The 13,838-nt window shown below is 36.8% G+C and carries 13 protein-coding genes and 1 tRNA gene; 4 read left to right on the top strand and 10 right to left on the bottom strand.

Annotated elements, in window-relative coordinates:
- Positions 1-28: 28 nt before the first annotated feature.
- Positions 29-811, bottom strand: a complete 783-nt coding sequence (locus tag ACFO3O_RS01260) for a carboxylesterase family protein (protein WP_379976716.1) — start codon at positions 809-811, stop codon at positions 29-31.
- A gap of 500 nt (positions 812-1,311) precedes the next feature.
- On the opposite strand from ACFO3O_RS01260, the gene ACFO3O_RS01255 reads away from it, so the two are divergent.
- On the top strand, positions 1,312-1,551 hold the full coding sequence (locus tag ACFO3O_RS01255; RefSeq protein WP_379976715.1) for a GIY-YIG nuclease family protein: 240 nt from the start codon (positions 1,312-1,314) through the stop codon (positions 1,549-1,551).
- Positions 1,542-1,616, top strand: a tRNA-Pro gene (locus ACFO3O_RS01250). Before ACFO3O_RS01255 ends, ACFO3O_RS01250 begins: the two co-directional genes overlap by 10 nt.
- 118 nt (positions 1,617-1,734) lie before the next feature.
- Here ACFO3O_RS01250 and ACFO3O_RS01245 read toward each other — a convergent pair.
- The 9 genes from ACFO3O_RS01245 to ACFO3O_RS01205 all read right to left on the bottom strand — a co-directional run bounded on the left by ACFO3O_RS01245 (position 1,735) and on the right by ACFO3O_RS01205 (position 11,018).
- The gene (locus ACFO3O_RS01245) at positions 1,735-1,920 is read right to left on the bottom strand and encodes a CsbD family protein (protein ID WP_379976714.1); all 186 of its coding nucleotides are present in this window, start codon (positions 1,918-1,920) and stop codon (positions 1,735-1,737) included.
- Positions 1,921-2,042: 122 nt separating this feature from the next.
- Positions 2,043-2,717: an ABC transporter ATP-binding protein gene (locus ACFO3O_RS01240; RefSeq protein ID WP_379976713.1), complete on the bottom strand. Its 675-nt coding sequence runs from the start codon at positions 2,715-2,717 to the stop codon at positions 2,043-2,045.
- A gap of 1 nt (position 2,718) precedes the next feature.
- Positions 2,719-3,981 (bottom strand): ABC transporter permease, encoded by a 1,263-nt coding sequence (locus ACFO3O_RS01235; protein WP_379976712.1) that lies wholly within the window; start codon positions 3,979-3,981, stop codon positions 2,719-2,721.
- The gene (locus tag ACFO3O_RS01230) at positions 3,978-5,069 is read right to left on the bottom strand and encodes an efflux RND transporter periplasmic adaptor subunit (RefSeq protein ID WP_379976711.1); all 1,092 of its coding nucleotides are present in this window, start codon (positions 5,067-5,069) and stop codon (positions 3,978-3,980) included. The genes ACFO3O_RS01235 and ACFO3O_RS01230 overlap by 4 nt, the downstream gene beginning before the upstream one ends.
- Before the next feature lie 236 nt (positions 5,070-5,305).
- The gene (locus ACFO3O_RS01225) at positions 5,306-5,443 is read right to left on the bottom strand and encodes a hypothetical protein (RefSeq protein WP_379976710.1); all 138 of its coding nucleotides are present in this window, start codon (positions 5,441-5,443) and stop codon (positions 5,306-5,308) included.
- Positions 5,444-5,547: 104 nt separating this feature from the next.
- The gene (locus tag ACFO3O_RS01220; protein WP_379976709.1) at positions 5,548-5,994 is read right to left on the bottom strand and encodes a hypothetical protein; all 447 of its coding nucleotides are present in this window, start codon (positions 5,992-5,994) and stop codon (positions 5,548-5,550) included.
- 194 nt (positions 5,995-6,188) lie between these two features.
- Positions 6,189-6,614, bottom strand: coding sequence for a hypothetical protein (locus ACFO3O_RS01215; RefSeq protein ID WP_379976708.1), 426 nt, complete (start codon positions 6,612-6,614; stop codon positions 6,189-6,191).
- Positions 6,615-6,674: 60 nt separating this feature from the next.
- Positions 6,675-7,799: an NAD(P)/FAD-dependent oxidoreductase gene (locus ACFO3O_RS01210; RefSeq protein ID WP_379976707.1), complete on the bottom strand. Its 1,125-nt coding sequence runs from the start codon at positions 7,797-7,799 to the stop codon at positions 6,675-6,677.
- A 9-nt stretch (positions 7,800-7,808) separates the two neighbouring features.
- On the bottom strand, positions 7,809-11,018 hold the full coding sequence (locus ACFO3O_RS01205; RefSeq protein WP_379976706.1) for a LodA/GoxA family CTQ-dependent oxidase: 3,210 nt from the start codon (positions 11,016-11,018) through the stop codon (positions 7,809-7,811).
- Positions 11,019-11,326: 308 nt separating this feature from the next.
- On the opposite strand from ACFO3O_RS01205, the gene argS reads away from it, so the two are divergent.
- Positions 11,327-13,102, top strand: a complete 1,776-nt coding sequence (gene argS, locus ACFO3O_RS01200) for an arginine--tRNA ligase (RefSeq protein ID WP_379976705.1) — start codon at positions 11,327-11,329, stop codon at positions 13,100-13,102.
- Between the two features lie 16 nt (positions 13,103-13,118).
- Positions 13,119-13,643 (top strand): hypothetical protein, encoded by a 525-nt coding sequence (locus tag ACFO3O_RS01195; RefSeq protein WP_379976704.1) that lies wholly within the window; start codon positions 13,119-13,121, stop codon positions 13,641-13,643.
- The last annotated feature ends 195 nt before the right edge of the window (positions 13,644-13,838 follow it).

The raw sequence follows: 13,838 nt of genomic DNA, 5'->3' as shown, positions 1-13,838 counted from the left end.
TAAAATAAGCTCTCTTTACACATATTTCTTAAGACCTTGTTTTTCTTTTTTTACTATACATCCAAGCAAAATAATTTTTCTCGGCAAACGCACGTCCCCAACTAGCATGACCTACGTGATCATAGAGTGTTAATTTGGGTTTTGCGCCTGTCTTTAAAACAGCTTTGTACATGAGTTTAGAATAGATAGGAGGGACTACTTTATCTTCATTCCCATGAAAAATCCAAACAGGAGTTTCTATCGCCCATTCTGACACTGTTTCTGTATTTCCACCACCACAGATAGGAGTGGCTGCTGCAAATACATCAGGTCGTCTCGCAAGAAGTTCAAAAGTACCCATACCTCCCATAGAAAGCCCACTTACATATACACGACTAGGATCGACATACTCTTTATCTAAATACTCATCAAGCAACGCCATGACAGCACTCATTGCCCAGGTAGGTTCACTGTCTTTTGGGAAACTAAACACATTTGTGTCTCTTTTGTCATCTCTTTTAATAGTTACCTGTGCCCAATAATCTTCAGCGGGGCATTGTGGAAAAATAACTATCGCAGGATAGTTAGCACTTTGTTTTATAAATAAATCACCCCCGTGTTTGAGCTGTGCATCGTTGTCATCTCCACGTTCTCCAGAACCATGCAAGAAAATATGTAACGGATATTGTTTTGACTCATCAAAATTAACAGGTTTTAAAATCCGGTAGGTCATTATTTTTTCTTGGTGTTCAATAGATCCTTTCCCAAAAGTGGGTTTTTGAGCGATAGCCGTAGCTCCTATGCATAGAATAAAGAGGAAGAGAAGTCTCATACTTGTAAAATTTGAAAGCTGTAAGATAACTAAAAGAACTAGAATGTGAACATCTCCCTTCCGTCTACATCTCATTCTCTTCGATGCATCCACCTTCCCTCAGAGAGAGAAGGTGCTTTTTTTTAGTTTCAGAGAGTGTTTTAGTTCTTTTTCAGATAGGTGTTATTCTTTTTTGGTTTTGGTTGGGTATGCTTTCGCGAAAGCGTACTTAGTAAAAATACCATAAGAGTTTCCTCTTGTTGGTGGTTAATGTTTTTTTCGCTTTCGCGAAAGCGGATATCTCGTGATAAAAAGACATGTAGAAGGCTCTTATTTTATTTTAGTAAAAGATTTATACGAATATTGTTTTGTAACTAGAAATTAATAGTATATTTGCACCCGCAAACACCAATTCGGGGTGTACCACGCTTATAGCGTGGCTAGTCTCCACCCGGTTATCGCGCCGCGTTTGGGACGCGGAGGTCGTCACGCTTGAAGCGTGACCACCCAGACAAGAAGATATGTTCGTATATATATTATATAGCGAAAAACGTTCAAAATATTATGTAGGTCAAACTGCAAATATTGAAGAAAGATTGAGAAGACATAACCTAGGCATTGTTCCATCTACAAAAAATGGTTCGCCTTGGAAGTTAGTTTTGCAAATTGAAGTTTTATCTAGATCTGAAGCAATGATTTTAGAGAAAAAAATAAAAAAGAGAGGTGCAAAACGATATATTGATAACCAATTCGGGGTGTAGCGTAGCCCGGTTATCGCGCCGCGTTTGGGACGCGGAGGTCGCAGGTTCGAATCCTGCCACCCCGACAAAAAGCCTAAAATCTGATGATTTTAGGCTTTTTTTATTGATTTCAAAAAGGTTTAAAGTCCCAGACTTTCAGTCTAGTTATGGTTGCCTTTTTACTTTTACTAAATACATGGAAACTTATAGCTTTTCTATTTCAGCTATTAATTCTTCTTTTTTCTTTCCAGTCTTTTCTTGTAGTTTTCCTAGCATTTGCTCAAATTTGCCTTCTGAATAGGCCATATCATCTTCTGTAAGATCACCATACTTCTCTTTAAATTTTCCTTTTACTTGTTTCCATTTTCCTTCTAATTGTTCTGAGTTCATAGTGTTATTTTAATTAATACTGATTGAATAATAACCTCTAATCTATAAAAAATAATCATTGTATTGCTCCTAATACCTTTATTATTAATTTAAAACTATTTGTGGATGCTGTGAATATATACCTATTCAATAATTCTTCCATCACTCATTTGTATAATTCGATCTGTTTGATTGGCAAAATCTTGATCGTGGGTAACAATTAGTAAGGATAACCCCTCCTCATCAGATAATCTTTTAAAAATATTGAATACGTTATCAGCATTGTAACTATCTAAGTTTCCAGTAGGTTCGTCACCCATAATAATAGATGGATTATTTATGAGTGCTCTTGCGATGGCTACACGCTGTTTTTCACCTCCAGAAATTCGAGAAGCCCGCTTTTTTGCTAGATGATCTATATTTAAAATGGTAAGTTTCTGCATGGCATCATATTCAATTTCTTCATATGACTTTTCTGCTAATTTCTTAGCGGGTAACATTACATTTTCTAACACTGAAAATTCTGATAATAAATAATGAAACTGAAATACAAAGCCAATATGCTTATTTCTTATATACGATATTTTTTGCCTACTATTTCCAGTGATTAATTCATTGTTTAAGTATAGTTGCCCTTCATAATCAGAATCCATTGTGGAGAGAATATAAAGCAGGGTTGATTTTCCACATCCTGATTTTCCCATGATAGAAGTGAAATCACCTCTATTGATCTTAAAATTAATATCCTTAAGCACATGAAATAGTGTAGGCTTTCTGAAATATTTATTGATATGTTTTGCTTCTAATACCGTACTCATACTATTGCCCTCTTATAATTCTTACAGGATCTATTTTTTTTGCTTTTATGGATGGTAAATATCCAGCTAAAAATGTAGATATCATGGCGAATGTAAAACCAATCACATAAAACCAAGGGTTAAAATTAATAGGGTAGGTTTCCACTGTAGGAAGTGCTTCGGTTTGAAAAGGAATGGTATTTATAATATGGGTAAATACGAACCCTAGGAGTAACCCTAGAACACCGCCTACAAAACCTATGATCATAGCTTGACTCATAAAAATAAGCTGTACATCTTTACCTGAAAACCCAGTTGCTTTTAGAATAGCGATGTCATTCATCTTTTCATAAATAAGCATGTTTAAAATATTATAAATTCCAAAACCAGCAACAATGAGTAACGTAATTGAAACCGCATAGGTAATCAGGTTTCTAATCGTTGTTCCCGTTTCAAATTGGGCATTGGCTGTATTGATGTCTATAGCCTTTACATCAAATTGTTTTTCAATAATTTTAGACATCGGAGCTGCTTCATTAATATCTTTTAGTTTTATATTAATATCTGTCACATAATTTTGAGCCTTACCTAAAATGCGTTGTACTGTTTTAAGTGTTGTAAAGCTTTGAATAGCATCTAAATCTGCAATGCCACTTTGGTAAAAGCCAACAATTTTAAGTGGGAATAATCCTCCATTAATGGGGCTTACTTGTACGCGATCACCTACCTTTAAAGACATTTTTTCAGCAATACCAATTCCTAATAATATACCATTATCTGTAGTGTGCAAATCCTCGGCAGATCCTTCTACAATGTAATCATCCATATTGAATAAGGCTGCCTCTTCAAGCGGTTGGATGCCTGTTAAATTACCTCCTAACTCTATAGAGCCCGCGAGATAAAATATTTGTGTTTTTACTTGCGGAAGCGCACCACGTACATTTTCATTCTCTTCTAAATACGAAATGATTGGTAACGCATTATGAATTTTTTCTTGTGTAATTTTTGGTTTAATAGAGTGAATAATGTGCATACTATTTTCCAAATCGTCATATAACGAAATAGGTTGCTTTTGTGAAGGTTCTATTTCGTTGTACATATGAATATGTGGTGTTTGATTTAAAATTAAGTTATCCAACATAGCATTTAAACCTGTCATAAAACAGACCAAAGTAATGTATGCGCCAATGCCAAAAGTCACCCCAAGCGCAGCAGTTGCTGTTTGCTTAATTTTAGTGAGCAAATGCGTTTTTGCAATAGTCAGTATTACTTTCCAGTTTATCATTCTTTTGGCTTATGTACATAGGTGTCTTCTGTAATTCCAGAGAGTATTTCAACAAACTCCATGTTTTGTAATCCTATTGTAATACCAATGACACCGTCATCTGTGATTACTTTAGTATCATCTACAATGTAGCTTTTAGGTATTGTTAGCGCTTCTTCTTTTTTTGAGATAATGATATTAGCTTCTCCAGATAGTCCAGGATATAGCGTTTCTGGAGGATTGTCAAATAAGGCTTCTATAGTAAACGTCTGGTTACGCTCATCTTTTTGAGGATAGATTTTAGACACTTTTCCTGTAAATACTTCACCACGATATGCATCGAGTGTAATGAGTATTTTTTGGCCTACAGCGATTTTTACAATATCAACTTCATCAACTAATAATTCTAAAATAAAATCGGAAGCACTTCCTACCGCTGCTAAAGCCTCCATTGTATTTACAATCTCGCCAGGTTCTTTGTAAAGCGCATACACTTTTCCGTTTATAGCACTTTTAACGGTAAAGTCTTTATTTACAATTAATGAAGTTTGGTAACTATTGTTAGCTTGCTTTACAGCAGTTTGTAATTCCTTTTCGGTACGATCGTATGTGTTTTTGACTAATTTTAACTTATTTTGAGATAACTCATAATGTAGTTTTTTAGCATCATACTCTACTTTAGATCCAATATTTTGTTCCCAAAGGTTCTTTTGTCTGTAGTAATTTATAGAGTCATTTTTTAAGGTTATTTGGGCAGCATCAATTTCATCTTTGATTCCATTTAGTATAGCAGCAGTGCCATTATACTTTTCTTTCGCTAAGTCTAATGCAAACTTCGCATTTTGCATGTTGAGTTTTGGAGCATTATTAATTACCTGAATTAAAGCTTGATTTTTAGAAACTAATTCCCCCTCATCAACTAAGTTTTTTTCTAATAAACCAGCAACAGCAGAATATACTCGATATAAACTATCAGGTTGAACAATCGCCGAGCTATAGACAGATTCGGTTAAATTTCTTCTTTCAGGAAGGATTTTGTCTTCATTTTTTGAACAAGAAAAGTTGGAAAAAAGTAATAGTATGATTCCAATTTTTTTATAAATATTCATAGTTTTAGTAAAAGATGAATTATAAAGTTAAGAAAGGGCTCCTTACTAATACATGACTTTTGTCAATCAATGCTATAAACCTATCGACATACTATAACAATGTTGTATATAGAGTTATAGTGATTGCGTAATGTTGTTGCATAAAAAAGCTTGAAAGAATCATTCTTTCAAGCTTTTCAAGGGTATTATATGTAGATTCCAACAAAATTAATCATCAATTTTGTTGATAATAGAAGTTATTTTTTGGATCGACTATCCTTTATAGTATCTCTTTTTAGATCAAAATCTTTAGGATTTATATCTGTACTTCCTGAAGGATTTGTGGGTGTTGATTGTTGTATAGTTCTTGTAAATTTCTTGTTTTCTTTTATCATTTCTTTTTCTTTTTTTAATTTACATTAATATAAGAAATGAACGACAAATTCTGTGTTAAAGAACCACTAAAGTATTTATAAAGAATCTTAAAATCTACCCTTTTTTACTCAATACGTATATAACTTTCACCTTGAGAACGATTGCCATCTTCATCTAACTGAATTTGTTGATATGCTTTTTTTTCTATAATGAGTTCAAAACGAAAAACTTGTGTAGTATCTACAATTTTCATCATAGGACCTGATGCATATTCAAGACGTTCTTCCAACATTCCATTTTTGATGGTGTAGGTTCCATATCCAAACCATTCATTACTGTCAGAGGGATCATTACGGGTCCACATGACTTTTCCTTTGCTATACATTTTTACTTGCCTATATCCATTTTCATTTTCCATGATTTCAGAAATAGTCCCATTTTCATACATCTGCTGGTTTTGTAATTCCCAGACGCCTTCTAAAGACGCTTTTTCGTCTGTAATCGTTCTTCCATCACCCGTGACGAGTGTAGCAACCATCAAATAACAACTAAAGAGTAGTATTGCTTTCATAATTTTGGTGTTTTAGTGTATTAGTATAGTTTGAGTTTTCTGAAAAGAATAATCTTCATAGAAAGTACTATAAGGTACAAAATATTCAACAAAATACAGTGCAACTATCTATTAGATATATCATTTGTGGTAATGATATATGTGGGATAGGGGTTGAGTACGCTTTCGCGAAAGCGTATGCTTTTTCATAAAAATTATAAATCTTCTATCGAAAGAGGGGCTTGCTTTTCTTTTTCTGTGAGTATGCGTTTTATAAATTGGTGTACATTCTTTTTTTTAGCTTCAATTTTGATACAATAGGTATCTTTATAAATACTGTACTCTTCTGATTTTCCTTTGTAAATCGTGAGCTTCCAATACGGAATCACAAGGGCATACGATTCTAACAAAGATCGAAAACCTACGATAATTCCGTTAGGGCGTAGTTCAATATTGCATTTGTTTCGATACTTATCGAGTGCGAGTAAGTTCTGAATTTCAATACTTGAAGCGGTAATAATGAGATGGCCTATTCCAATACCTCCTTGCTTGATACGCTCCATAAAAGGAATGGGTTTTCCTACCTCGGCGTCTATCTTTTTTCGAATCTCGGGATTGTTATACGATACATTTAATAGCATTTTCTTTTTTAGATAAAAATACAAAAAAATGGCTTTTTAATGGTATAGAATCATGTCAAATCACAATGAGTTTATATGTCTTCTTTTCCAAAATGGCTTTTCTTTCCAGCGAGTTTCTGCACTGTAAAACAGGTTTTTGTGATGCAGATATTGATCCCAAATGTCATTTAATTGTTGGGTATATGTTTTTTGGAATATATCTTCTTTTTGAGTCGTATACGCATCTACAATGTTAACGTCTAGAAGTAGTGTTTTTAATTGCATCGCGTTTGCCATGGCATGAAACATACCTTGTGACGAAAGCGGGTCAAAGCTAATAGCCGCATCTCCTAACGCAGCCCATTGTTGACCAGTGACATGTTCCAACCGCGTCGAATTTGCCGCGACAGTCCCATGAAATTGGATAGCGTCTTTATTGTTTTCAAGGATAGCAGCGATTTGGGTATTTTCTTTGGCAATCTTAATAAAAGAAGTTAGGTCTTTAAAAATATGCTTATCAATGAGATCTGAATCTGTTTGAAAAGCAATCACTCTTTTGTTGTTGGGAATTACAGTACTATACCACCATCCATTCTCGGTAGCGGCAATCGTACTCATTTTATTAGTTTCGGTATTGGGGAGTGTCATCCAACACGTCATGAGTTTATCAAGATGAATCCGTTTGATGCCTCGGCTTCTGGCAAAGTGGGATTGCCTTCCTGTGGCGTCAATCACAAATCTTGCTTTGATATGTTGTTTGTTATAAACGTCAGAAGTGGTCGTAACGAGCCATTGGTTGGCCTCAAATGTACTGTGATGTAGCTTGGTAGACCAGAGACAGCGGACACCTCTTTTTTTGGCCGTTTTTCTCAGGTAGTTTTCAAATTTTTTTCTATCTAAACTTAAGCTCAACCCGTCAGGATTACGTAGATGGTCTACAATATGTACTTGATCACTTCCCCAGTAGGATTGCATCCCAAAGTTTTGAATGTGAAGTTGTTCTTGATGCGATTGTAGATCGTCTAGTAAATCGAGTTCTTTAAGAATCCTTTGTGCAGCAGGCGCTAGTGATTCCCCAATTCGTTCTCTAGGATGTTCTAATTTATCAATTAAAGTAACGGTGTGTGTATCTATCAAAGCGATGGCGGCAATGCAACCTGCAATACCGCCACCTATGATAAGAATGTCTGTTTTTATAGGTGTCAATGAAAATTTTTATTTAGGTATAAATCGTTCAAAACGAACCATTCTTTCAGGAACTCCCACCGATTTTCTTGGTTGTTTTTGATGTTGTGTGGTTTTCACCTGATCGGCTTTATGTGTTTTAGAAGCCAATAAATCTAGTAATCGCTGAATACTCGGCGTGATTTTATAATCAGCTATCAATTCTGTTTCCATTAAGGTGAGTAATTGATCTTTTGCATTTTCCATTAAGAATTGCTCATTCAATAGTTTTTTGTGCGATAAGTGTTTTACGGTCGTATTGACAAGGTCTTCTTCTTTTTTGCCCATCCGCTTTTTACTATTTAAAATTCCTTTTAAATCTTTCATTGTCTCAGCAAGAAGCGTTGCTTGTTGTTTCTCGGTGGGTACAATCCCTATTTGCATTTCTGGTGGGAAATTAGGATTGTCAGGGACACCAGGTCTTGCTTGGACAACGGCTAATTTATCAAAGTATTTGATCATTTTATTGATCTGGTTGGTTTGTGTTGGTGCTTCTCCATCCATGGGTAAGTCATCTAACCAAAAATAGCGATAGGCAAAAGCTTCTCTTCTAGTTTCTTCAGGTAAATTAGGATCTACTGCTTCTTTATAGAGTTCTTCACTTAAGATGTTATTAGGCACTCTAGCAGGCCAGAATGTGGGTAAATAGGGATCGTATGATTTTGTGTATCCATCTCTACAACTCGCGGTATCTGTTTGCCAAGGAACGGCCATCCATCGTGTAATCCCTCCAGGGACTTGCCCGCCCAACAAAGGTCCAGCTGGCATTGTGATCACATCGCTGTTCATAGTGGAGCCATAATAACGAGTATCTGTTTTTGGTGTTTTTGGCGCATGCTTTAATCGAAAAGGTGCAGCGTACATGCCTGAAGTTCGCATAGGCCAGGTCATTTCACAACCTGGATGAAAGGCATCTGCAAGGCAAAAATCCATCGCTGCTTTGGTCAGCATATCGGGTTGTTCTGAAACCGGTACTTGATCAATGTGTGTAATCATGTTGGTACTAACTTCATCAAAATCGGCATCAAAATCCCCTTCGACCCATTGATCTAAAAAGGATAATTGTAAATCGGATAGTGTCGAGTGTTGACGGACCGATCCTTGCGTTGGAATCGCAATCGCATCTCCATACATCCAAGGCCATAATTGGGGTGCTTCTGCACCAGAAACATCATAACGACGGAAATTATTTGAAATCGTACGACGCATTTCATAATTGGCAGACGAGGGATCTCCAAGTCGTTGCACCCACTCAGCAGACGTATAATTGAATTGTCCTCCCCATCCAAAAGCGCCTGCAAATCCTGCATTTACCCACTGTAAGTTGGTCATGCGTTCAAAAATGGGTAAAATATCTTTTGTAAATGAGGGTCTTGCAGGACGTTCTAACATTCCTGATCGTACGGAGATATCACGCATTAAATCCCACATCGTACGTACCGATTTTTGCATGGGTGCATAATCTGGTGGTGCACAAACGACCCAAGCAGGGTCTACACTAAGTTTGACACCTTTGTATACTACATCGGCGGTGATAGGGCCGTCTGATGTATCATCATACCACCCTTCATTATTGGCAAACGTCACCGCAATATTACCATCAATATTTTCTGATTTTCCATGGCCGCCTAACATAATCAACCGCCCTTTTTCATCGGTATGCATTTCGCCTAGATAGACCTCCTTCGATTGAAATTTTCCTTCAAAAGTGTATCCTTTTTTGATATTTGGTTTTGAGACGCTCTGAGCACCTCCATCAATAAATAACGTACTTCTGTCCTTCACATCAATATTTCGCAAAAGCGAAGGTGGAATATCTGGATTGCTCGCATCAGGAATATCCAACGCAATTTGAAATTGATACCAAGAAGCTTTTTGATTGGCTAAATGGGCATGCCACGTAATGTCTGCATTATCTGCCGTTAGTTCTTTAATCGCTTTTCCAGCCGCATTAAATCCATAGATTCTAAATTGGGCTGCTTGACGTTTTAGCGCACCGGTTTTATCTCTGTACGCATATGGATCTTCTTTTACTTCGGGTTCATCCACGAGCGGACCGATAAAATACTCATCTTTACTATTGCCGACACGCATGATTCCAATAGGAGGGTAGATGCCTGCTCTTACAATACAATCATCGTCTTTGTCGGTATTTCCATGAAAAAACGGACACCGCTCTTTGGGTTCTTGTAGTTGTTGGCCATTGGCTTGATGGCGTGTATTGGCACTCGCTTCATAAACGGTCTTACGTGCCTCTGCAATAGAACCTAAAGGTTTATGAGCAGCAAGTGTTCGCCAAATGTTGAAAGATAAATTAGAACCAAATTCAGCCTGACCAATCGCCGTAACATCTTGTTGCGGAATATGTAATTCTGCAATACAGACATACGGACTTTCCTTGGTACTCCAAACCACTTGCGCATCATCAAGCGGCATAGTCTTATCGTTGGTGCGTAACTGAACTTCAAACTTAAATTTGGCAGAGCCCTTACGAAGCCGTCTTTCCAAATCTAATTTTAAATAATTGTCATCATCAAAAGGAGCGCCTTTATAGGTATCTACAGGAGTCAAGCGGTATTTTACAATTTGTGTTTTTCCTAGTTCAAACGGAAGAATCGCCCAATATGCAGCACTTAAGCAACTCCCTTCTTCTTTTGCCATAGCCGCTAAAATGCGACCGACTTCTGGATGTTTGTTGATATAGGCGTCATAATCCTGATCGACCACGCCAGCGGTGGTAAATGCACACATTTGTTGCGCGTCTTTTGCAAAAAACCGATCGATATTCTGAAAGATAAAATCGGCAGTATCTCCTTCACCAAATAAATTTCGCCCTTTGACGCCAAAGAGTTTTAAGCCTACTCCAATGGTGGTATGCAGATCGGTTGAAGAGGGAGCGGTATCACTAGAAAAACGAATGACACTTTCGTACGAATCCCCCGCAAAGATCCCTACTTTGTATTTTTTTGGAATGTCTTTGTTGATGACAAAATTGGCATAGGCAATACCGTGTTGTTTTCTAAAAACAGCTCGCTCAGCAGGCTTTTGACCATTTTCAATGTTGGTTTTTTGACCCATTTCGACAAACATCTCTTTGAGGCGTTGCGTGACTACTTTTGTAGAACCATTACTATCCCAGCATTTCACATTATTTGCCGTAGGTTTATCTATATTATTTGGATTGGAGGATTTTTTGCTCATGATTTTGTATTTGGTTAATCTTTGATTGTTAAAGGATTAAAAATTACAAAGAATCTGATAAAATAGGAACGAATAAAAAAGAGTATTTTAAAAAACAGGTAGAAGTACGGGGTTTTGATCTTTGGAATTTCTTGTTTTATAAATCGGTTTTTAGGCGTGAGATTTCATTTTTTGGACCTACTTATTTTTCTGTGTGGACACTATTTTCCTTCGGGTTGTAAGTACCTATTCTACCGTTTTTGCCTTATCTTTGCACCTAGAAATGCCCGTGAAGATGGGCATTTTACATATAAAAAAAATAAGAATTCATGTCCTTACAACACACGCTTACCACACACGTACAAAAAGCTATTCACACCTTGTATCAAGCCGATCTTGAAACGGTCGAGTTTCAAGCGACTCGTAAAGAATTTGAAGGAGATATCACCGTTGTTGTCTTTCCGATGTTGCGTGTTGTCAAGGGGAATCCAGTGCAAATAGGTACCCAAATAGGTGAATATTTAGTAGAAAATGTCGCTGAGGTGAGTGCCTTTAATGTGGTCAAAGGATTCTTAAACCTTGTGATTGAGCATTCGTATTATATCAATTTCTTCAAGGAGATTCAACATAACACGACTTTTGGAACCAAAGCCCCAGAAGGCAAAGCGGTGATGGTCGAATATTCTTCACCTAACACTAACAAACCGTTGCATTTAGGACATGTACGTAATAATTTGTTGGGGTACGCTGTCGCGAAAATCATCGAAGCCTCAGGAAAAAAGGTGTACAAAACTCAGATCATTAATGATCGTGGGATTCATATCTGTAAGTCGATGCTGGCGTGGCAACGTTTTGGGAATGGGGAAACCCCAGAAAGCACAGGACTGAAAGGCGATAAATTGGTAGGGAATTACTATGTAAAGTTTGATCAGGAATACAAGGAAGAAATTAAAGATTTAATAGCAGCAGGTAAAAGCGAAGAAGAAGCAAAAAAGGAGGCTCCTATCCTTCTAGAAGCCCAAGACATGCTTCTTCAATGGGAAGCAGGAGATAAAGAGGTCATAGCGCTCTGGAAGAAAATGAACCAATGGGTGTATGACGGATTTGCTGTCACCTATAAAAATCTAGGCGTTGATTTTGATAGTTTATACTACGAAAGCAATACCTATTTACTAGGAAAAGATAATATTGAAGAAGGGCTAGAAAAAGGGGTGTTCTATAAAAAAGAAGATGGCTCTGTATGGTGTGATCTGACCGAAGATGGTCTCGATGAAAAGTTGGTCCTCCGTTCAGACGGAACAGCGGTGTATATGACGCAAGATATTGGAACCGCTATCCAACGTGTGAAAGACAATCCAGACGTTGGAGGGATGATTTATACCGTAGGAAACGAGCAAGACTACCATTTTAAAGTACTCTTCTTAATCTTAAAGAAACTTGGGTATGATTGGGCAGAAAACCTATTCCATTTAAGTTATGGAATGGTGGATCTTCCCTCTGGAAAAATGAAATCCCGTGAAGGTACTGTCGTAGACGCCGATGATCTCATCAGCGAAATGGCAACAACCGCCGAAACCCTTTCTAAAGAACTCGGAAAGCTAGAAGGCTACTCTGAAGAAGAAAAACAAGCCCTTTATAAAACCATTGGATTGGGAGCGCTTAAGTATTATATCTTAAAAGTAGATCCTCAAAAACGTATTTTATTTAACCCAGAAGAGTCGGTAGAGTTTCAAGGAAATACAGGACCTTTTATTCAGTACACCTACGCACGGATCCAATCGATCTTGCGTAAAGCAAAAGAGTTAGGCGTAGGAAATACGATTACGACCACTTCACTAGAACCGAAAGAGAAAGAACTTCTAAAATTAATTCAGGAATATCCTGCTACTGTGCAACAAGCCGCTCAGAATCATAGCCCGGCGTTGATTGCAAATTACACGTATGACTTAGTAAAAGAGTTTAATTCGTTCTACCAACAAGTACAAATTTTAGGGATTGATAACGAAGAAGAAAAAGCTTTTCGTGTGGCCTTAAGTGGGAAAGTCGCTCAAGTGATTAAAAGTGCTTTTGGATTACTAGGCATTGATGTGCCTGAGCGGATGTAGGATGTAAAGAGAAAATATGATAGGTTTAGTAACAGATATCCCTTGGCTTCCAATAGTAGTAATAGCACTGCTAATGGTCATAGGATACTTCCTGAATCGATACGTTTTTTTTCCTTTTACGGTAGCTGTTTTTACATCCTTATCTACAGAAGAACGAGTAGAAGCTTTAAAAAGAGAAGGTTGTCTTTATAAACGACATCGCTTTTTTAAAAGTACTGATGTCATTAAAATCCCTTTCGCAAAAAGAGATATGCTGGATATGTTATTTTGCTTAGAAAGGCATGAATTCATAGAAGCTACTGATTTAAAAACCCATCAAGTCTGTTATTATTGGATGAAAATCAAAAGATATATGATGTTTTTTCCATTCACCAGTAAAAAGGTGTTCTTAGAAAAAGAAACACGACCAGACGTTATTTCTTCTCATAAAAATTGGACAGATTCAATTACAACTTCGGTTGAGGACTTATGTCCTGCTTGCGGTGCATCTATTGGTTTAGATGCGATGGAGTGTCTAGATTGTGGTCTTTCATTTGGGTAAGGCTTGGTACGCTTTCGCGAAAGCATAACCTTCATGTCGTTAAACATCAATTAGTTAAAAATGTTAAACTCAATCTTGATGTGGGCATTTCACGTTCTGTTTTTGTACTTTTATAAGTATTAGTAATCAAAAAAAGGAATCATGAAAAAAAAGAATCTAAAATCGTTAACACTTAAGAAAGAATCAGTCGCAAGT

Source organism: Dokdonia ponticola (assembly GCF_042653865.1).
Taxonomy (GTDB): Bacteria; Bacteroidota; Bacteroidia; order Flavobacteriales; family Flavobacteriaceae; genus Dokdonia; species Dokdonia ponticola.
The sequence above is the reverse complement of the archived record's forward strand: the minus strand, read 5'-3'. Positions and strand labels throughout refer to the sequence as shown.

Coding starts and splice junctions, on each gene's coding strand:
- ACFO3O_RS01260 (WP_379976716.1), bottom strand. CDS start 811: ATGAGACTTCTCTTCCTCTTTATTCTATGCATAGGAGCTACGGCTATC.
- ACFO3O_RS01255 (WP_379976715.1), top strand. CDS start 1,312: ATGTTCGTATATATATTATATAGCGAAAAACGTTCAAAATATTATGTA.
- ACFO3O_RS01245 (WP_379976714.1), bottom strand. CDS start 1,920: ATGAACTCAGAACAATTAGAAGGAAAATGGAAACAAGTAAAAGGAAAA.
- ACFO3O_RS01240 (WP_379976713.1), bottom strand. CDS start 2,717: ATGAGTACGGTATTAGAAGCAAAACATATCAATAAATATTTCAGAAAG.
- ACFO3O_RS01235 (WP_379976712.1), bottom strand. CDS start 3,981: ATGATAAACTGGAAAGTAATACTGACTATTGCAAAAACGCATTTGCTC.
- ACFO3O_RS01230 (WP_379976711.1), bottom strand. CDS start 5,069: ATGAATATTTATAAAAAAATTGGAATCATACTATTACTTTTTTCCAAC.
- ACFO3O_RS01225 (WP_379976710.1), bottom strand. CDS start 5,443: ATGATAAAAGAAAACAAGAAATTTACAAGAACTATACAACAATCAACA.
- ACFO3O_RS01220 (WP_379976709.1), bottom strand. CDS start 5,994: ATGAAAGCAATACTACTCTTTAGTTGTTATTTGATGGTTGCTACACTC.
- ACFO3O_RS01215 (WP_379976708.1), bottom strand. CDS start 6,614: ATGCTATTAAATGTATCGTATAACAATCCCGAGATTCGAAAAAAGATA.
- ACFO3O_RS01205 (WP_379976706.1), bottom strand. CDS start 11,018: ATGAGCAAAAAATCCTCCAATCCAAATAATATAGATAAACCTACGGCA.
- argS (WP_379976705.1), top strand. CDS start 11,327: ATGTCCTTACAACACACGCTTACCACACACGTACAAAAAGCTATTCAC.
- ACFO3O_RS01195 (WP_379976704.1), top strand. CDS start 13,119: ATGATAGGTTTAGTAACAGATATCCCTTGGCTTCCAATAGTAGTAATA.